Here is an 18,482-nt window from a genome sequence, read left to right on the forward strand (position 1 = left end):
CTGATCGGGGAATTCTTCCCTGGACCGATAAAGTATTCCGGATCATTATTCTGAAAAAGCATTGAAACACATGTGAATCGTGAGGCCGGGGAGCCCGCCCTCACTCTGAGCACCCTGCAGTCACCGATGGAGAAAGGGACGACCCTTCAGATGCGGACATCTTCACACAAGGCCCGACGGCTGCGGCAGATGGCCGAGCAACTCGACGCCGCCAACGGAGAGCTCTCCCGGAGCGAGCAGCGGTACCGGGACCTTTTCACCGGGATGCCGAGCGCCTTCGCCCTTGGTGAAGTGGTCTGCGACGGGGATGGGGCGCCGTCCGATCTCCGCTACCTGGAGGTGAACCGGACCTACGAGCGGCTGGTGGGCCTTGGGCGCGAGGAGCTCGTCGGCAGGAGGATCACCGAGGCGAGGCCTGACATCGACCCCTACTTGATCGAGCGGTTCGGCTCCGTGGCCCTCAGCGGGGAGCCGCTCCACCTGGAGCGCTTTTCGCGGGAACTCGGCCTGCACCTCGACCTTTACGCCTATTCGCCCTTTCCCGGCCAGTTCGCCCTGGTCTTCAACGACATCACCGCGCGGAAGGCGAACGAAAAGCGCCGTCACCTGGAAAGTCTTCGGCTTCGGGCACTCCTGCAGCTCTCCGACATGCTGGCGGAGCCCGAGGAGAAGCTGTTCGATTTCGCCCTCCAGACGGCACTCGATCTCACCGGGAGCCATTATGGCTATCTCTACCTCTACGGCGGGGAGAGCGAGCAGTTCACGCGCCACGCCTGGTCGAGCGAGGTGATGGCCGTCTGCGCCGTCACGGAGCGCAAGGGTTCCCTCCCCCTGAAGAACTCGGGGCTGTGCGGCGAGGTCATACACCGGCGCGGGCCGGTGATCCTGAATGATCTCGACGCTCCCCATCCCGGGCGGTGCGGCTTCCCCGACGGCCATATCCGGCTCGACCGGTTCATGAGCGTGCCGTTCTTCGAGGGGGAGCGGATCGTCTGTGTCGTTGCGGTGGCCAACAAGGCGCTTCCCTATGACGATCACGATGTCCAGCACCTGAACCATTTCATGCACGGGGTCTGGCAGTTCGTGGCCCGGAAGCGGGCCGAGGAGGAGCAGGCGCGGCTTCGGGATCAGCTCCTCCACGCCCAGAAGATGGATCTCATCGGCCAGATGGCCGGAGGGGTCTCCCACGATTTTAACAATATCCTCGCGGGGATTGCCGGCTACGCCAGCATCGCCCGTCAGGCGGACCCGCAGGTGGTGGAAGAGGCCTTGGAGCGCATCGCTCATCTCACCGGCCGGGGGACCCGTCTCACCGCCAGCCTCCTTGCGTTCAGCCGGGAACGGCCGCGGGAACTGGTGGAGATGGACCTGACGGACGTCGTCGCCGAAGTTTCCCAGATCGTATCGCGCCTGGCCGGCAGCGACATCGTGCTGAACACCGCCGTCAACGCCCCCCTCCCGGTGCTCGGTGACCGCGGCCAGCTGGAGCAGGTCCTGCTGAACCTGACCACCAACGCCTGCCAGGCGATGCCAGGCGGCGGGCTCCTCACCATCACCTGCGGGGTCGAGACCCTCGGCAGAAGGGAGGCGATCCGGCACCGGGAGGCACGCCCCGGCCGCTTCGCCGTCGTCAGGGTGATCGACTCGGGGGTGGGGATCGCCCCGGAGCATATCGAGCGGATCTTCGAGCCATTTTTCACCACCAAGGAGGTCGGCCAGGGGGCGGGGCTCGGGCTGTCCGTGGTCTACGGCATCGTCAGGGACCACAACGGGTTTGTCCTGGCGGAGAGCGTGCCCGGGAGCGGCACGGTGTTTTCCCTCCATCTTCCCACCCTTGACCGGAGACGGGGAAACCCCGCCATCAGCCCGCAACGCCATACCGGCACGGAGCGGATCCTGGTGGCCGATCCGGACCCCCTCGTCCGCCAGGTCGTCCGGTACACGCTGATGGAATTCGGCTACCGGGTTTCCGAATCCCCGAGGTGGGAGGAAGGAATGCGCAGCGGCGGGGAGGAAGAGGGTTTCGACCTGATGCTCGTCGACGCCACGCTTCTGCGCGACGGCGGGTCGTGGTCCCGAGAGGGGGCTTGCGGCCATCGGCTGATCATCCTGGGGGAGGCGCCGGCCGAGCTCCCGTCCCCCCTTCGGAGCGACAGTGCCGTCGCCCGGGTGGCCAAGCCGGTCAGACCGGCCGAGATACTTACGAAAGTTCGCGAGGTGCTCGATCTATGAATGGTGTCGGGAACGGTTCCCTGCCGACAGTGATGGTAGTCGACGACGATTTCGATGTTCTCTTTACCGTTGCGGCGTTCCTGCAGCGCATGGGGTACCGGGTGGAGCGCCATTCCTGCTCCGAAGAGGCCCTGGCCGCCCTTGGCGAGTCCCTGTGCGACATCATCCTCTCCGACATCAAGATGCCGGGGGTGACGGGCCTGGACCTCCTGGAGGCCGCCCGGCGCCTGCGTCCCGAAACCCCGTTCCTTCTCATGACCGGCTACGGCGATCTCGACATGGCGATCTTCGCCATCAAGCGCGGCGCGTTCGATTTTCTCCTCAAGCCGCTCGATTTCGACGTGGTGGCCAACGCCCTCGACAAGGCGGTCCGGGTGAATCGGGGGCTGGAGCTGGAGCGGGCGTACCAGCAGCGGCTGGAGGAGGATGTCCTGAGGAAAACGGCGGAGCTGCGCGCCGCCACGGAGGAGCTGGCGATCGCCCACAACGCGGCCATGGCCGCCTCCCGCGCCAAGAGCGAATTTCTCGCCAACGTCTCCCATGAGCTCCGGACGCCGATGAACGGCGTGGTGGGGATGCTCGAACTCCTCGGCACGGGGCTCGCCCCGCAGCAGCAGGAGCATGTCGCCATCGCTGCCGGCGCCGCGGAGGAGATGGTCCGGCTCATCGACCGGCTCATTTCCTTTTCCTCCCTCGACGACAAAGCGATCGTTTTCCGCCGCTTTTCCCTTCGGGAGCGCCTCGGCGAACTGCTGATCCCGGCCCAGGGGGAGGCGGAACGGAAGGGGGTCGCCTTCTCGTGGGTCATCGACCGGAACATCCCGGATCTGCTGGAAGGGAACGACATCGCCTTCGGGTGCGCGCTGGAGGCGATCGTTGAGAACGCCGTCAAGTTCACGCTCCAGGGGCGGATCGACCTCACCTTTGCCCACTCGGCGGTGCGGGAGGGGGAGATGGAGCTGCTGGTGGTGGTGAGCGATACTGGGGTCGGCATCCCGTCCGACCGGCTCGGCGCCATCTTCGACGACTTCACCCAGGCGGACGGCTCCCTCACCCGCCGGTTCGGCGGCCTCGGCCTCGGCCTCGCCGCGGCGCGCCGGTCGGTGAAGCATGCCGGCGGCGACCTCTGGGTGGAGAGCCGGGAAGGGGAGGGCTCCACCTTCTATTTCACCACCAGGTTCGCCGTCTCCTGAGTCGTCCGTATACCCCGCTTCTTTCACGCCCCCCCGACCGGCCCATTCTCACGCCGAAAATTCCTCGCTCATCCTTTCTCCTCTGAGGCCGGATCCCTTGGCCCGTTGTTGCTTTTCCCCTCACCCCTTCCCCCCGCTGGGCGAGGGAAAAGTCAAACCTTCTCCCCGTGGGAGATGGTGGCCGAAGGCCGGGTGAGGGACAACAGATGAGCCATGAGCAATTGGGTCATCTTGAATGCAAATGGAAATGAGCAGAAAAAGCAGCATGAAGGTGTGCCATGCGCACCCCGGCTTTCCGGGGCGCGTTCTTTTGTAGTGCGCTTTCCAGCGTTGCGAAACGCCGCGCCATGACGTAAGATTCTGAAAGTGATACCGTCTGCAACGGGAGATGGAGTGAAGAATCTGGCGGCTAAGGAAATTCGGGATCTCAGACAGCTGTTTCTCGGCAGCGAAGCGTGGCTTCTCGACCGCGTCCGTCGGCATGTGCGCGACATCGGCCATGGCGCCTATGCGCCGACCCTCGTGACAGCCCGCAAAATTGCCCTTGGCGGGATTGCCCGGACCCTTGCCGAAGTGATGGATACCATCCTCGACGAGCCGGTCTTCAGCTACGACATCGAGCCGCAGGACGATCCCGTGACGAAGTTCTGCGCGGGAAAGGCGCGCGAACATCTTCAGCGCGGCGTGACGGTGGGGATGTTTCTCGGCATTCTGAAGTGCTACCGCCGAAGCTTTCACGATCTTATCGGAGAACACGAACTCCCGCCGGGGGAGAAGGAGCGGGGGCGGGAGATCGTCGAGCGGTTCTTCGATCGGGTCGAGATCGCCACCTGCACCCAGTGGTGCGGACTGACCGAAGAAGACAAGCTGGCGCAGCTCCAGGAGGGAAACCGGCGCCTCACCAACGAGAAGAACAAGTTCGTAACCATCTTCGAGAGCCTGCGGGATCCCGTGATCCTCCTCGACCGCGAGGGGCGCATCGACAGTTTCAACCAGGCGGCCGCCACGCTGTTCGGGGTTTCGGATACCCCTGGCGCCAGTTACTACGGCCGGCTGCTGGCGGGTGAGAAGATCCCGTGGCTTGCCGATGCGATGCCCGATCTGTCGCGGTACGATTCCGCACGCACCTTCGAGATCAGCCGCGACACGGCGTCCGGCGTCAGGCATTTCCAGGTGAAGCTCAAGCGGATGCTCGATGTGAGCGACAGGTACGCCGGCACCGTCGTCATGCTGAACGACGTCACGGACCTGAAGCGGATCGAGGAGGAGCTGAGGCGGTACCAGGAGCAGCTGGAAACCATGGTCTTCACCCGGACCCACGAGCTGAGCGAGGCCAACGAGCGGCTGCGACGGGAGCTGGAGGCGCGGCGCCAGGCCGAAGAAGAGCTCCGGACCTACCAGAAGGAACTCTCTTCCCTGGCGGCGGAGCTCTCCCTGGCGGCGGAGCGGGAGCGGCGGCGCATCGCCGGCGAGCTCCACGATCAGGTGGGGCAGTCCCTCGCCTTTGCCAAGATCGGACTCAACGGGCTGGTGCAGTCGGTACCCGACCAGGAACTCCGCGGGCGGATCCGGGATATCGGCACCATCCTGGACCAGGCGATCCAGGATGTCCGCTCCCTCACGGTCCAGATCAGCCCGCCGCTCCTCTACGAGGTGGGGCTGGAGGCCGCCCTGGAGTCGCTGGGAGAGCATTTCCAGGATCGTTTCGGCTTCAGGGTGACGTTCCTCGACGATGGAGAGCCCAAGCCCCTGCCGGAAGAGCTGCGGGTGACCCTGTACCAGGTAGTGCGGGAACTCCTCGTCAACGTCGCCAAACATGCCGGGGCCCGGAACGCGGCTGTCGGCATCCGGAAAATTCCCGGTTCGGTGGAGCTGTGGGTCGAAGATGACGGCAAGGGGTTCGCTGTGGAGGATGTGCTTCGACCCGGGGCCGGGAAGAAGAGCTTCGGTCTGTTCAGTATCCGGGAGCGGCTTCGGCACCTGGGATGCGAGATCCGGATCTCGTCGAAACCGGGAGCAGGTACCCGGACAACGATTCGCGTTCCACTGCACGCTCCCTGACCCGCAACCTCATCCGGCAAGTATTTCTCTCCCCCCTTTTCAGGAAAACCCTGATGTCCCCCACCTCGCTTCCTGCCGATATAAATTAATGAAACACATTGCAGCGGAGTAAAATCTGAGACCGAAACTGCCACGAGGTGCCCGTGACCGAGAGCGTCCTTTTTGTCGACGATGAAACCCTCATTCTTGACTATCTGCGCATCCTCTTCGCGGGAGAGGGGGTACGAATCCTTTTCGCGAACAACGGGGCCCAGGCGCTGGAAATCGCCGGACGGGAGCGGATTTCGGTGCTGGTGGCCGATTACCGGCTGCCGGTGATGAACGGCATGGACCTCGTGCGCTTGGTCAGGGAGCGTTCAACCGATACGGTGCCGATTATCATGTCGGGATACTCGGAGTTTCCGGCGCTCCGTGACCACGTTCATCGCGAGCGCATTTTCAGGATTATCCCCAAACCCTGGAAGGGAGTGGAGATGGTAACGGCGGTCCGGGAGGCGATCGCCGAATCCCGTGAGCTCCGGGGGCGGAAAGGGGCGGAGGGGATATCTGAGCATCCGAAGGCATGCGCCGGGTAAGGCTGCCGCATGGGCGGTGGAAAGGGGGTACGGGAAACCGTGACTCCCTTTTAATTTGCTGAAAACCGCCGCTCGCCCTAGCTCCCCTTGCCAGGAGAGAGGGACTATTGCAAGAGCTTCAAGTCAGCTACAAGGGAGGCGACGGCGGCAAGGTGCGGATCGGTGGCGAAGGCTTCGCCTTCGACATGGGAAGCGACCGGATGGACGACGAGTTCGAGGGGTTCTGAGTCGGCCGCGGATACAAGCCTGCGAAAACCTGCTCTGAAGTCGGGAAGATGCGCCGTGTCTGCACGGCGCGTTTTTCTTTTGTAAAACAAATGTTTGATTTACATTGGTCAGAATAAGTGTTAGTTTTGTCGTATTAATAACCGTTCAGTTCTGGCCTGGCTAGTTCTAATCGAGACTCTGTTTTACGCCGTGATGTGGGAGGTGGCATGAAGATCCTGATTGCCGATGACGACGGTGTCGCCCGCGCCATGCTCGACAGCGCCCTGCGAACGTGGGGGTACGAGACGGCCGTTGCCTCGGACGGCGACGAGGCATGGCGGCTGATGGAGGGTGAGGACGCCCCCCGGATGGCTCTGCTCGACTGGATGATGCCGGGCCAGAGCGGCATGGACATCTGCCGGAGGCTCCGGGCATCTTCCGTTCCGTCGCCCCCTTACGTGATCCTCATCACCGCCAAGGGGGGGAAGGAGAATGTCGTGGCGGGGCTTGACGGGGGGGCAAACGACTATATCGTCAAGCCCTTCGTCATGGATGAGCTGAGGGCGCGGGTCGGGGTCGGACAGCGCTACCTCGGGATGCAGGATGCCCTGGCGCGACAGATGGCCGAGCTGAACGACCTGAACCGGAAACTGGAGCAGCGGGTCCGGGAGCGTACGTTCGAGCTGGAATCGGCGAACCGGGAGCTGGAGGCGTTCGGCTATTCCGTTTCCCATGACCTCCGAGCCCCCCTTCGCCACATCGTCGGCTTCGGCGAGATGCTTGCGGAGCAGTTCGGCGACGTGCTGGGAGCGGAGGGGATGGCCCTGGTGGGGAAAATCCGCGACTCGAGCCGTCACATGACTCAGCTTGTCGATGATCTCCTGGAGCTCTCCATCGTGTCGCGGCGAGAGATGGATTGCCGCGAGATCGACATGACGGGGCTCTGCCACGGCATAGTCCGTGAACTGTATGAGAACGAGCCCGGGCGCAACGTGACCTTTCTGATCTCTCCGGCCATGACGGCGCGGGCGGATCGCAGGCTGCTGAGGATCGTCCTGCAGAATCTCCTCGGCAACGCCTGGAAGTACACCTCGCGGAAGGAGAGCGCCACCATCGAGGTGGGGGTGGCCCCATGCTCAGGTGAGAAGGCCTTCTACGTCAGGGACGACGGCGCCGGGTTCGATATGGAGTTCGCCGGCAAGCTCTTCGGCGCCTTCCAGCGGCTCCATTCCTCTGCCGAATTCCCCGGAACGGGGATCGGACTGGCCACCGTCCATCGGATCGTCTCTCGGCACTCGGGGCGGGTCTGGGCGGAAGGGGAGCCCGGGAAAGGGGCAACGTTCTATTTCACGGTCCCCTGAGGCCATTGACAAAACACAACTGTCCTGCAGCGGACAAAAGGCGAAGCCCTTCGGGGATCTTCGCCTTTTTTGTTGTCTTTATCATTAACCCGTTTTCGCAATAATATAATGTCGTTTGCTTTTTTGAGAGATAACTGCTGGAAAAAACGAAAAAAATTGTGTGAATTGGCTAAAGGTTGCCGGAGCGGGTGCCGATAGGGTAAGTGAGCCGTAGGGAGAATCCTGAAACGTATACGGATCAGCCCTGGCAAGCGATGATGGGGCCGCTCGGAGACTTCCGGATGACGGAGGGGCGGCGCGGCCCACTGAAGAGGGGGAAAGCCCCGCAAAGGAGGATGTGCGATGCGTGTCGGTGATCTGAAGATCGGTGTCCGGTTGGGGTTCGGCTTTGGCGTCCTGCTCGTTCTGCTCGGAGTGGTGACGTCCATCGGCATCGGCGGGATGGGGAAGATCGACGAGAAGCTGAACCGGATAGTGAAGGTCAACTACGCCAAGATCAAATGTGCCAACGACGTGTCGGCAATCATCGGTGACCTGATGGGCGACATCCATCTCATCATGCTCAAGGATCCCGGCGAGCGGCCGGCGGTGAAGCAGGATATCGAGAAGCTGCGGGGCGAATACCGGGCCGCCCTGGAGAAGCTGGAGAAGCTGGAACAGACCGACCAGGGGAAACAGCTGATCGCCGCCGCCAAGACCGCCATCGACAATGCCAGGAAGGCGAACAACGAGGTGATCGAGCTGAGCCTCGCCGGCAAGACCGACCAGGCCCTGGGGGTCTTCAACCGGGAGGGAGCGCCCCTTGCCGAAAAGATCCTGCAGGCATTCAGGGCGATCGTGGCGTACCAGGAGGAGCGGATGGCCCTGCGTTACGGCGAGGCGGCAAAGGCGTATGACAGCGCCCGTGCCTTCGCCCTCGGACTTGCGGCGGCCGCGGCCCTGGCCGGCATCATCATCAGTATCCTCACCACCCGCAGCATCACCCGTCCCCTGGCCGTGGCGGTGGGGGTCTCCAACAGGCTGGCCGAGGGGGACCTGACCGTCTCCATCGACACGGCGGGAAGGGATGAGACCGGGTTCCTCCTGGCGGCGATGCGAAACATGGTGGAGAAACTGAAGGTAGTGGTAGCGGACGTCAAGGGCGCGGCCGACAACGTCGCCTCGGGGAGCCAGGCGCTCTCCTCCAGCAGCGAGGAGATGAGCCAGGGGGCCACGGAGCAGGCGGCGGCCGCCGAGGAGGCGTCGAGCTCCATGGAGCAGATGAGCTCCAACATTCGGCAGAACGCCGACAACGCCACCCAGACCGAGCGGATCGCGGTGAAGAGCGCCGAGGATGCCAAAGCGGGAGGGAAGGCGGTGACGGAGACGGTCCATGCCATGAAGGAGATCGCCGGAAAGATCTCGATCATCGAGGAGATCGCGCGGCAGACGAACCTTCTGGCGCTGAACGCGGCCATCGAGGCGGCCCGGGCGGGGGAGCACGGGAAAGGGTTTGCGGTGGTGGCGGCGGAGGTCAGAAAGCTTGCCGAGCGGAGCCAGCACGCGGCGGGGGAGATCAGTGAGCTCTCCACCTCCAGCGTGCAGGTGGCGGAAGCGGCGGGCGAGATGCTGGCCCGGATGGTGCCGGACATCCAGCGCACCGCCGAGCTGGTGCAGGAGATCAGCGCGGCGTGCAAGGAGCAGGACACTGGCGCGGAGCAGATCAACCGGGCGATCCAGCAGCTGGACCAGGTGATCCAGCAGAACGCCAGTGCCAGCGAGGAGATGGCCTCCACCAGCGAGGAGCTGGCGAGCCAGGCGGAGCAGCTCCAGGCGACCATCGCCTTCTTCCGGGTGGACGGTGTCGAGGCCGCCGGCCGCAGGGTCACCGTGGGCAAGCCGCGGGTTGCGCCTCCGGCCGAGGTGAAGCACGTGGCCGTTTCCCACGCCAACGGGTATGCCAACGGCTACGGCAGGAAGAAGGTCGCCAACGCCGGCGTCGACCTCCAGCTCGACGATCGGTTGGATGATGAGTTCGAGAAGTTCTGAGACCTTCGGAACCTTCGGCATTTCCTGTAGGCGACTCAGGGAATTCCTGAATAGATTAAAGAAATCTCCAGAGTTTGACGATAGGGAGAACAAGAGACGACAGACTCTCATACGATTGAACGGAGGGTTTCATGAGCGTTGCGGCGATCACCGAAACACGGCAGTATCTGACTTTCAAGCTGGCGGAGGAGGTCTTCGCGGTCGATGTGGCGAAGGTTCGCGAGATCCTGGAATTCACCACCATTACCAAGGTCCCACAGACCCCCGACTTCATGCGGGGGGTGATCAACCTGCGGGGGAGCGTGGTGCCGGTGATGGACATGCGGCTCAAGTTCGGCATGGCCGGGACCGAGAAGACGGTCAATACCTGTATCATCGTGGTGGAGGTGACCCACGAGGGGGAGACGGTCATCCTTGGCGCCCTGGCAGATTCGGTGCAGGAGGTGTTTGAGCTGGAGCCGGAGCAGATCGAGCCGGCCCCCCGGATCGGGACGAAGCTGAACACCGACTTCATCCTCGGGATGGGGAAGCATGACGGCCAGTTCATCATGATCCTCGACATCGACAGGACCTTCACCTGCGAGGAGCTCGTCACCGCCGGTGGGGTGGCCGACGAGGCGGCGTAGGGACGGGATACGAAATACATTTCCATGTTCAATGCTTCCAAGGATACCCGTTCCGCCGCCGCCTCCCTCTCCGACCGGGAGTTTGCCCGTTTCAGCGAGTTCATCTACGGCGAATGCGGCATCAAGATGCCTCCCGCCAAGAAGACGATGCTGGAGGCGCGGCTCCAGAAGCGGCTCCGCAAGCTCGGCATCCCGACGTTCCACGAGTACGCCGACTATATCTTCAGCCGCGAGGGGACGGAGCAGGAACTGCTCCACCTGATCGACGTGGTCACCACCAACAAGACCGATTTTTTCCGGGAGGCGGGCCACTTCGAGTTCCTGACGGGGCACGCGCTTCCCGAGCTGATCCGGACCCGGGGCGCCGGGGTCAGAAAGCCGCTCTCGATCTGGAGCGCGGGGTGCTCCAGCGGCGAGGAGCCGTACACCCTCGCCATGGTGCTAGCCGAGTTTGCCGGGCAGGAGGAGGGGTTTTCCTACTCCATCCTCGCCACCGACATCTGCACCACCGTCCTCGACAAGGCGAAGATGGCGATCTACGAAGAGGAGCGGGTGGAGCCGGTTCCCCTGGCGCTCAAGCGCAAGTACCTGCTGCGGGGGAAAGACGGCCACCGGGGGTTCGTCCGGATCGTGCCGGAGCTCCGCCAGCGGGTGAGGTTCCGCCGGCTCAATTTCATGGACGGCGATTTCGGGATGCGGGAGCCGGTGGACATCATGTTCTGCCGCGACGTCATCATCTACTTCGACAAGCAGACCCAGGAGCGGCTCCTGAACAAGTTCTGCCGACAGATGATTCCCGGGGGGTATCTCTTCATGGGGCATTCCGAAACCCTCTCCGGCCTTGACGTCCCGGTGGAACAGGTCGCCTCCACCATCTACCGGAAACCGCGATGAAACCGACGCTCACCGGACTACCCACCGTTTACCTCAGGCCGGGGGAACTCCATTTCGGCGCAGAGCCGACGGTGGTGACCACGGTGCTCGGCTCCTGCGTCTCGGTGACGATGTTCGAGCGGGCCAGCGGCACCGCCGCCATCTGCCATGCGCTCCTTCCCGAGGGGAACAAGGGGGATGGGTTGCGCTATGTCGATACCTCCATCCTCCGCATGCTGGCGATGTTTTCCGCCCGGGGGGTCTCCCCCGGCCGCCTGGAGGTGAAGCTGTTCGGCGGTGCCGACCTGATCGGCTTCGGGGGGAGCAGGATCGGGGTTGGGCGGCGCAACGTGGAGATCGCCCGCCGGGTCCTTTCGGTCTCGGGTCTTGCCGTGTCGGCGGCCGATGTGGGGGGGACGAGGGGGCGGAAACTCATATTCTACACCCACACCGGCGAGGTGCTCCTGAAGCGCCTGCGCCGGGATGATCCGCTTGCCGCCGGGGAGGATTGGGGACGATGATGACCAGGAGGCTGCCGGAGTGATGGCTATGGAGCAGACCGACTTCGCCATCCGCCCCCTCGTGGATAGCATGGTGAAGAGCTTCGGGCACCAGGCGCGGCTGAAGGGGGTCGAACTCTCCTCCCTGGTGGAGGAAGCCGTCCCCCAGCGGCTCAGGGGGGACCCGGCCCGGCTGCGGCAGGTGCTGGTAAACCTGGTCGGGAATGCCCTCAAGTTCACCCCCGGGGGAGAGTCTTCCTTTTCGTCGAGCGTGAGCCGGGCGCCGAGGGGGTGGTGCTTCGCTTCGGCGTCTCCGACACCGGCATCGGCATCCCGGCCGACCAGATCGACGGCATCTTCGAGAGTTTCAGCCAGGGAGACGGCAGCATCACGAGGAAATACGGCGGCAGCGGTCTCGGCCTGGCCATCTCCCGCAGGATCGTGGAGATGCTGGGGGGACGGATCTGGGTGGAGAGCATCCCCGGCAAGGGGAGCACGTTCCGCTTTACCGTCCGTTTTATCCCTGTGGGCGATGTCGCGATGACCGACCCCGCTCCGGCAATCCGCACCACGTCGCAGCCGCTGAGGATCCTGCTGGCGGAGGATAACGCCACCAGCCGGGAGGTGATCCGGCGGATCCTCGAAACCGACGGGCACCGGGTGACGATCGTCACCAACGGGCGGGAGGTGCTGGAAGCCCTGGAAGAGCGCGAGTTCGAGCTGGTGCTCATGGATGTGCAGATGCCCGAGCTGGACGGCATCGCGGCCACCCGGGCGATCCGGGGGTCGGATTCCCCCCTCGTGAACAGGGGTATCCCGGTCATCGCCCTGACCGCCCACGCCATGGAAGGGGATCGGGAGCGGTGCCTCGCCGCTGGGATGAACGCCTACGTCTCCAAGCCGGTGCGCGTGGCGGAGCTTGTCGCCGCCGTCGAGGCGTACCACGGGGGGGGGCGGGAAAAACCATGAAGAGGATCAAGGTTCTCATCGTCGACGACTCCGCCGTGGTCCGGCAGACCATGGCCGAGATCCTCTCCTCCGATCCCCAGATCGAGGTGATGGCCCCGGCGGCCGACCCGTTCATCGCCGCTGACCGGATCCGGGAGCAGGTTCCCGACGTCATCACCCTCGACGTGGAGATGCCGCGGATGGACGGGATCACCTTCCTCCGCAAGATCATGAGCCAGCACCCGATCCCGGTGGTCATGTGCTCGACCCTGACCGACGCCGGTTCCGAAACGGCCCTCAAGGCGCTGGAGTATGGGGCGGCGGAGATCATCCAGAAGCCGAAGCTCGGCACGAAGCAGTTTCTGGAGGAATCACGGGTGCGGATCTGCGACGCGGTGAAGGCGGCGAGCCAGGCCCGGGTCCGTAAGATAACGCCGCGCATCGGCAAGGAGATCGCTCCCAAGCTGTCGGCCGACGTGATCCTGGAGAAGCCGGGCTCCCGGGCCATGATCCAGACCACCGAGAAGATCGTGGTGGTGGGGGCCTCCACCGGGGGGACCGAGGCGCTGCAGACATTTCTGGAGGCGTTTCCCTCGGACTCTCCCCCCATCGTCATCGTCCAGCATATGCCGGAAGGGTTCACCCGCGCCTTCGCGCAGCGGCTCGACGGCATCTGCCGCATCTCGGTCAAGGAGGCGACAGACAACGACTCGGTGATCCGGGGGCGGGCGCTCATTGCCCCCGGCAATCGCCACACGCTCCTGAAGCGGAGCGGCGCCCGCTACTACGTGGAGATCAAGGACGGGCCCCTGGTCTCCCGTCACCGCCCGTCGGTGGATGTCCTCTTCCGCTCCGCGGCCCGCTATGCCGGCGAGAACGCGCTGGGGGTCATCATGACCGGCATGGGGGACGACGGCGCCAGCGGGATGCGGGAGATGAAGGAGGCGGGGGCGTTCACCATCGCCCAGGACGAGGCGACCTGCATCGTCTTCGGGATGCCCAACGAGGCGATCAAGCGGGGAGGGGTCGGGAAGGTCGTGCCGCTGGAGCTCATTGCCCGCGAGGTGATGCGGCTCTGCGAGTAGGCCCTTGATGTTTCACGCCGGCGACGGTATCCTGGAAACCTCGCTCACAACCCCCGGGTCTAATGTGCGCTGAAACCGGGCAGCGCGGAGCATTACCATGGCAGACGAAAAATTCTTCCTCGGCCGCCAGCCGATTCTCGACCGTGCCCAGAGGCTCTTCGGCTTCGAGCTCCTCTTCCGCTCGGCAGACACCCTCCACGCCAACGTCACCGACTATCTCCAGGCCAGCGCCAGCGTCATCTTCGACGCCCTTTCCAGCTTCGGTTTCTCCGAGATTCTCGGCAAGCACAAGGGGTTCATCAACGTCAATGCCGATGTGCTGATGAGCGATGCCATCGAGCTTCTCCCCGTCGAGAAGGTGGTGATCGAACTTCTGGAGCACGTGCCGGTCACCGACACCATCATCGAGCGCTGCCGGGACCTGAAGCGCAAGGGGTTCGCCATCGCCCTCGACGACCACATCTACGATCCGGTCTACGAGCCCCTCTACGAAGTCGTGGATATCATCAAGATCGATCTCCTGCGCACCGGTATGGAGAATCTGGCCGCCGAGGTGAAGCAGCTCCGCCGCTGGACGCCGAAGCTCCTGGCGGAGAAGGTGGAGACCAACGAACAGTACGAGGAGTGCGCCCGGCTCGGCTTCTCCTATTTCCAGGGGTACTACTTCGCCCGGCCGACGGTGCTGACCCGCACCCGGGTCGATGTCGGAAGGCTGGCGATCGTCAAGCTCTTCAACCAGTTGGTGGCGGAAGTGGAGATCGCCGAGCTGGAACAGACCTTCAAGCAGAACCCGAACCTGATCCTCAACCTCCTTCGCCTCGTAAACTCGGTGTCCGTCGGGCTCAAGGAGCGGATCACCACTCTGCGGCACGCCATCATGGTCATCGGGTACCACCAGCTGCGGCGCTGGGCGATGATGGCGCTTTTCACCAACAACGCGAAGAGTGGGGGGGATAATCCGCTCCTTGTCCTGGCCGTCACCCGGGCGCGGCTCATGGAGCTGATCGTTGCCGAGCAGCCCGCGGCGCAGGGGGACCGGGACTACCCGGACCGGGCCTTCATGACCGGCATTCTGTCGCTGGCCGACGTACTGCTCAAGGTGTCGATGGACGAGGTGGTGACCCCCTTAAATCTGGACGAGGATGTGCGGCAGGCGCTCCTCGACCGGGAGGGGGAGCTCGGTATCCTCCTCTCCCTGGTGGAAAGAATCGAGCAGGAAGAGTTCGACAGCATCTCCCCCCTTTTCGAGCGGTTCAGCCTCTCCATGAAGAACCTCGGCCCAGTGCAGATCGAGGTCTGCAACTGGGTCAACCGGATGGACGAACTCGCCTGACTTTTCTCTCCTTTCCGGCCTTTCGCCTTGACTTTCAACCACCCAGCGACTATTCTGCGCGTTTGATTCGTGCCCAATTTGCGCCTTTTTCAGGAGTTTCATATGAAGCCGTTATTCTTGAATCCCCCCACCTACGAGGATTTCGACGGCGGTGCCGGTGCCCGCTATCAGGCTTCCCGCGAGGTGACCTCCTTCTGGTATCCCACCTGGCTCTGCTTCCCGGCCGGGATGATTCCCGGCTCCCGCGTGGTCGACGCCCCGGTGCAGCGACTCGATCTCGACGCCTGCCTCGCCATCGCCAAGGATTTCGACATGGTGGTGATGTACACCTCCACCCCGACGCTGGCCCTCGACATCGAGACCGCCCGGCGGATCAAGGCTCGGAAGCCGGCCACGGTAACGGTCCTGACCGGTCCCCACGTCACGGTTCTCCCCGAGGAATCGCTCCGCAAGGGGGAAGGGGTGATCGACGTCGTCTGCCGCGGCGAGTTCGACTACACCACAAAGGAACTCTGCGAGGGGCGTGAGTTGGAACGGGTCAACGGGATCAGCTACTGGAAGGAGGGGAAGGTCCACCATACCCCCGACCGGGCACCGATCCAGGACCTGGACGCGCTTCCCTTCGTGGCGCCGGTCTACAAGCGGGATCTCCCGATTTCCGAGTACGTGATTCCCCACTTCAAGAACCCTTACGTCTCCATCTACTCCAGCCGCGGCTGCCCGTCCAAGTGCATCTACTGCCTTTGGCCCCAGACCTTCTCCGGGCGGGCCATGCGGACCCGCTCCCCCCAGAACGTCTACGACGAGGTGAAGTGGATCGTCGACAACATCCCGGAGATGCGGGAGCTCTCCTTCGACGACGACACCTTTACCGCCGACCGCAGGCACGCCCGCGAGGTGGCGGAGAAGCTCAAGCCCCTGGGGATCTCCTGGACCATCAACGCCCGGGCCAACTGCGACTACGAGACCCTGAAGATCATGCGCGAGGCGGGGCTTCGCCACGTGGTGGTCGGCTTCGAGAGCGGTAACGAGCAGATCCTGAAGAACATCAAGAAAGGGGTCACGAAGCAGCAGGCGATCGAGTTCACGAGAAACTGCAAGAAGCTCGGACTCTCCGTTCACGGCGCCTTCATCATGGGGCTTCCCGGCGAGACCCGCGAGACCATCCGCGAGACCATCGAGTTCGCCAAGGCGCTGGATATCAACTCCATCCAGGCGTCCCTCGCCTCGCCGTACCCAGGCACCGAATTCTGGGATCTCTGCCGGAAGGAGGGGTGGATCGCCTCCGAGTCGTACATCGACGACACCGGCCACCAGATGTGCGTCATCAACTATCCGCACCTCTCCAACAAGGAGATCTTCGATGCCGTGGAGCTCTTCTACGACAAGTTCTATTTCCGCCCCAAGTACATCGCCCGCAGCATCATGAAGATGATCGTGGACGGCGAGGAGCGAAAGAAGCTCCTCAAGGAAGGAAAGCAGTACCTCGAATACATGAAGAAGCGTAAAGCCGCGGGGGGCGGGTGCTGAAAGAGCTCATCATCAATGCCGACGACTTCGGCCTCTCCAACGGCGTCAACCGGGCCGTGGTGAAGGCTTGGCGGGAGGGGATCCTGACCTCCGCTTCGCTCATGGTCGGGGGCGACGCCTTCGGGGAGGCGGTGGAGCTGGCGAAGGAGAACCCGGGCCTCCAGGTGGGGCTCCACCTGACGCTGGTGCAGGGGCGCGCCGTGGTCCGTCACGAGGGGTTCCCGTCGATCCACGACCGCGACGGCAACTTCACCAACGATCCGGTCCACGGCGGGATGCGCTACTTCTTCGTCAAGTCGTTCCGCAAGCAGCTCCGCCGGGAGATCGAGGGGCAGATCCTGAAGTTCCGGGAGACCGGCCTGCCGCTCTCCCACGTCGACGGCCACCTCAACATCCACATGCACCCCACGGTCTTCGATATCCTCCGGGAGCTGATGCCGAAGTACGGCATCACCACCTTTCGCCTCAGCCGAGAGAGCCTCAGCCGGAACCTCGCCGTCGACCGGGCGCGCCTCGTGGGGAAGGCGGCGGACGCCTTCATCTTCTCGCGGCTTGCGGCCCGCTGCCGCCCCTTCCTCGACCGGCTGGGGATCGGCTACGCGGCAGAGGTGATGGGGCTCCTCAACTCGGGGCGGATGACCGAGGAGTACCTCCTGAAGGCCCTGGACGGGGTGGGGGAGGGGACCACTGAGATCTACTTCCACCCCGGCTGCCTCCCCTGCCCGGAGATCACCCGGCGGATGCCCGACTACCGGCACGAGGAGGAGCTGACGGCACTCACGGGCTTACGGGTGAAGGAGCGGCTCCGGACCCTCGGCATCAGGCTCAGGAACTACCGCGGAGAGGAAAAGACGTATGCTTAAAACTTTCATCGTCATGCTCATGGCGGTCTCCGCCGGAACCATCGGCGACCTTCTCCTTGCCAAGGGGATGAAGGAGCTGGGGGATATCTCCGCCATGAACCTGCGCGGGATCCTCAACGTGGCATTCCAGGCCCTCACCACCCCGAAGCTGATCATCGGCACCGCCATGCTGGCGGTTTTCTTCTTCCTCTGGCTGGCGGTCCTCTCCTGGGAAGACCTCTCCGTGGCCCTCCCGATGCAGGCCCTCAACTATGTCCTCGTGGCGTTCCTCTCCCAGTGGTTCCTCGGCGAGACCGTCACCCCGATGCGCTGGGCCGGCACGGTCCTCGTCTGCGTCGGCGTCATGCTCATCACCAGGAGCGGCGCCCACTGAAAGGCCGGGACCAGGGACCGGTAAAGAAAAAAAGGGAGCCTGTTCGGCTCCCTTTTTCGTTTAGCGGCATGATGCATTCCGCTACTTTTTCTGGAGTTCCTTCACCGCCTTTTCGAATATCTCGGGGGTGAACCCCTTGAGGACCTTCCTGTCGCCGATGACGATCACCGGCACCCCCTGGCTCCGGTACTTTTGGGTCAGCTCCTCCATGGCCGTTGCGTCGAGCTCCACGTCCTTGTTGATGAACGGGATGTTGTGGGTGGTGAAGTACTCCTTCGCCTCCTTGCAGTGTGGGCACCAGGCGACGGAGTAGAGGACGATCTTCGGATAGCTCTGCTGTTTCGGGGCCTTTGCGTCGATTTTGCTCTGGGGGGGGGCGGGGAGTTCCGCCGCCATGCCGGCAGCGGCCGTAAAGGCAGCGGTGAGGAAGAGGGCAGCCGTGGTGATTTTCCGCATGACTCTGATCTCCTTTGCTGTACAATTGGACCGTTCCATTGAAGCCTATCCCGAAGCGGGGGGCAAGTCAAACGTCAGGAGCCTGTCGGACTTAGGAAATCGTAGCGAGAGAATGGCAGATCGAGGACAGATTTTCGGGAATTTGCAGGCGAATAGTGGTTCTATTCGTCAAGAATTCCCGGAAATATGGACCGATTTGCCGTTCTCGCAGCAGATTCATTCCTAAGTCCGACAGGCT

Annotated in this window: 17 protein-coding genes and 1 pseudogene; 17 read left to right on the forward strand and 1 reads right to left on the reverse strand. The window is 63.6% G+C overall.

Annotated elements, in window-relative coordinates; genetic code table 11:
* The first annotated feature begins 150 nt into the window (after positions 1 to 150).
* From M6689_RS00725 to M6689_RS00800, 16 genes and pseudogenes are all read left to right on the forward strand, one after another.
* The gene (locus M6689_RS00725; protein ID WP_298266671.1) at positions 151 to 2,232 is read left to right on the forward strand and encodes a GAF domain-containing protein; all 2,082 of its coding nucleotides are present in this window, start codon (positions 151 to 153) and stop codon (positions 2,230 to 2,232) included.
* On the forward strand, positions 2,229 to 3,425 hold the full coding sequence (locus M6689_RS00730; protein WP_298266673.1) for a response regulator: 1,197 nt from the start codon (positions 2,229 to 2,231) through the stop codon (positions 3,423 to 3,425). The genes M6689_RS00725 and M6689_RS00730 overlap by 4 nt, the downstream gene beginning before the upstream one ends.
* Before the next feature lie 393 nt (positions 3,426 to 3,818).
* Positions 3,819 to 5,486, forward strand: coding sequence for a histidine kinase (locus tag M6689_RS00735; protein ID WP_298266675.1), 1,668 nt, complete (start codon positions 3,819 to 3,821; stop codon positions 5,484 to 5,486).
* Between the two features lie 143 nt (positions 5,487 to 5,629).
* Positions 5,630 to 6,061, forward strand: a complete 432-nt coding sequence (locus M6689_RS00740; protein ID WP_298266677.1) for a response regulator — start codon at positions 5,630 to 5,632, stop codon at positions 6,059 to 6,061.
* Between the two features lie 434 nt (positions 6,062 to 6,495).
* Complete coding sequence (locus tag M6689_RS00745) at positions 6,496 to 7,629, forward strand: response regulator (protein ID WP_298266679.1); 1,134 nt, start codon at positions 6,496 to 6,498, stop codon at positions 7,627 to 7,629.
* 342 nt (positions 7,630 to 7,971) lie between these two features.
* Positions 7,972 to 9,657 (forward strand): methyl-accepting chemotaxis protein, encoded by a 1,686-nt coding sequence (locus M6689_RS00750; protein WP_298266680.1) that lies wholly within the window; start codon positions 7,972 to 7,974, stop codon positions 9,655 to 9,657.
* A gap of 131 nt (positions 9,658 to 9,788) precedes the next feature.
* Complete coding sequence (locus tag M6689_RS00755; RefSeq protein WP_298266682.1) at positions 9,789 to 10,283, forward strand: chemotaxis protein CheW; 495 nt, start codon at positions 9,789 to 9,791, stop codon at positions 10,281 to 10,283.
* Positions 10,284 to 10,307: 24 nt separating this feature from the next.
* Positions 10,308 to 11,177 (forward strand): protein-glutamate O-methyltransferase CheR, encoded by an 870-nt coding sequence (locus tag M6689_RS00760; protein WP_298266683.1) that lies wholly within the window; start codon positions 10,308 to 10,310, stop codon positions 11,175 to 11,177.
* Positions 11,174 to 11,677, forward strand: a complete 504-nt coding sequence (locus M6689_RS00765) for a chemotaxis protein CheD (protein ID WP_298266685.1) — start codon at positions 11,174 to 11,176, stop codon at positions 11,675 to 11,677. Before M6689_RS00760 ends, M6689_RS00765 begins: the two co-directional genes overlap by 4 nt.
* A gap of 237 nt (positions 11,678 to 11,914) precedes the next feature.
* Positions 11,915 to 12,160 (forward strand): annotated as a pseudogene (locus M6689_RS00770) (ATP-binding protein); the annotation flags it as partial.
* Positions 12,134 to 12,625, forward strand: a complete 492-nt coding sequence (locus tag M6689_RS00775; RefSeq protein WP_366949709.1) for a response regulator — start codon at positions 12,134 to 12,136, stop codon at positions 12,623 to 12,625. The pseudogene M6689_RS00770 and the gene M6689_RS00775, both read left to right, overlap by 27 nt.
* Positions 12,622 to 13,689 (forward strand): chemotaxis response regulator protein-glutamate methylesterase, encoded by a 1,068-nt coding sequence (locus M6689_RS00780; protein ID WP_298266687.1) that lies wholly within the window; start codon positions 12,622 to 12,624, stop codon positions 13,687 to 13,689. The genes M6689_RS00775 and M6689_RS00780 overlap by 4 nt, the downstream gene beginning before the upstream one ends.
* A 97-nt stretch (positions 13,690 to 13,786) precedes the next feature.
* On the forward strand, positions 13,787 to 15,022 hold the full coding sequence (locus M6689_RS00785) for an EAL and HDOD domain-containing protein (RefSeq protein WP_298266689.1): 1,236 nt from the start codon (positions 13,787 to 13,789) through the stop codon (positions 15,020 to 15,022).
* A gap of 102 nt (positions 15,023 to 15,124) precedes the next feature.
* Complete coding sequence (gene hpnJ / locus M6689_RS00790; protein WP_298266691.1) at positions 15,125 to 16,552, forward strand: hopanoid biosynthesis associated radical SAM protein HpnJ; 1,428 nt, start codon at positions 15,125 to 15,127, stop codon at positions 16,550 to 16,552.
* Entirely contained in the window at positions 16,549 to 17,415 is an 867-nt protein-coding gene (gene hpnK / locus M6689_RS00795) for a hopanoid biosynthesis-associated protein HpnK (protein WP_298266703.1), read from the forward strand. The genes hpnJ and hpnK overlap by 4 nt, the downstream gene beginning before the upstream one ends.
* Positions 17,408 to 17,788: an EamA family transporter gene (locus tag M6689_RS00800; RefSeq protein ID WP_298266693.1), complete on the forward strand. Its 381-nt coding sequence runs from the start codon at positions 17,408 to 17,410 to the stop codon at positions 17,786 to 17,788. Before hpnK ends, M6689_RS00800 begins: the two co-directional genes overlap by 8 nt.
* Before the next feature lie 81 nt (positions 17,789 to 17,869).
* Here the strand turns inward: M6689_RS00800 and M6689_RS00805 are convergent, their stop codons facing one another.
* Positions 17,870 to 18,244 (reverse strand): glutaredoxin domain-containing protein, encoded by a 375-nt coding sequence (locus tag M6689_RS00805; protein WP_298266695.1) that lies wholly within the window; start codon positions 18,242 to 18,244, stop codon positions 17,870 to 17,872.
* Here M6689_RS00805 and M6689_RS00810 point away from each other — a divergent pair.
* Complete coding sequence (locus M6689_RS00810; protein WP_298266697.1) at positions 18,228 to 18,470, forward strand: hypothetical protein; 243 nt, start codon at positions 18,228 to 18,230, stop codon at positions 18,468 to 18,470. The genes M6689_RS00805 and M6689_RS00810 overlap by 17 nt on opposite strands.
* The last annotated feature ends 12 nt before the right edge of the window (positions 18,471 to 18,482 follow it).

Origin of the sequence: Geobacter sp., assembly GCF_027327745.1 — a bacterium.
GTDB lineage: Bacteria > Desulfobacterota > Desulfuromonadia > Geobacterales > Geobacteraceae > Geobacter.

Bases quoted from the DNA above. Each gene is read 5' to 3' on its own strand.
- M6689_RS00725 (WP_298266671.1), top strand. From the start codon at position 151: ATGCGGACATCTTCACACAAGGCCCGACGGCTGCGGCAGATGGCCGAG.
- M6689_RS00805 (WP_298266695.1), bottom strand. From the start codon at position 18,244: ATGCGGAAAATCACCACGGCTGCCCTCTTCCTCACCGCTGCCTTTACG.
- M6689_RS00780 (WP_298266687.1), top strand. From the start codon at position 12,622: ATGAAGAGGATCAAGGTTCTCATCGTCGACGACTCCGCCGTGGTCCGG.
- M6689_RS00765 (WP_298266685.1), top strand. From the start codon at position 11,174: ATGAAACCGACGCTCACCGGACTACCCACCGTTTACCTCAGGCCGGGG.
- M6689_RS00750 (WP_298266680.1), top strand. From the start codon at position 7,972: ATGCGTGTCGGTGATCTGAAGATCGGTGTCCGGTTGGGGTTCGGCTTT.
- M6689_RS00755 (WP_298266682.1), top strand. From the start codon at position 9,789: ATGAGCGTTGCGGCGATCACCGAAACACGGCAGTATCTGACTTTCAAG.
- M6689_RS00730 (WP_298266673.1), top strand. From the start codon at position 2,229: ATGAATGGTGTCGGGAACGGTTCCCTGCCGACAGTGATGGTAGTCGAC.
- M6689_RS00760 (WP_298266683.1), top strand. From the start codon at position 10,308: ATGTTCAATGCTTCCAAGGATACCCGTTCCGCCGCCGCCTCCCTCTCC.
- M6689_RS00800 (WP_298266693.1), top strand. From the start codon at position 17,408: ATGCTTAAAACTTTCATCGTCATGCTCATGGCGGTCTCCGCCGGAACC.
- M6689_RS00745 (WP_298266679.1), top strand. From the start codon at position 6,496: ATGAAGATCCTGATTGCCGATGACGACGGTGTCGCCCGCGCCATGCTC.
- hpnJ (WP_298266691.1), top strand. From the start codon at position 15,125: ATGAAGCCGTTATTCTTGAATCCCCCCACCTACGAGGATTTCGACGGC.
- M6689_RS00785 (WP_298266689.1), top strand. From the start codon at position 13,787: ATGGCAGACGAAAAATTCTTCCTCGGCCGCCAGCCGATTCTCGACCGT.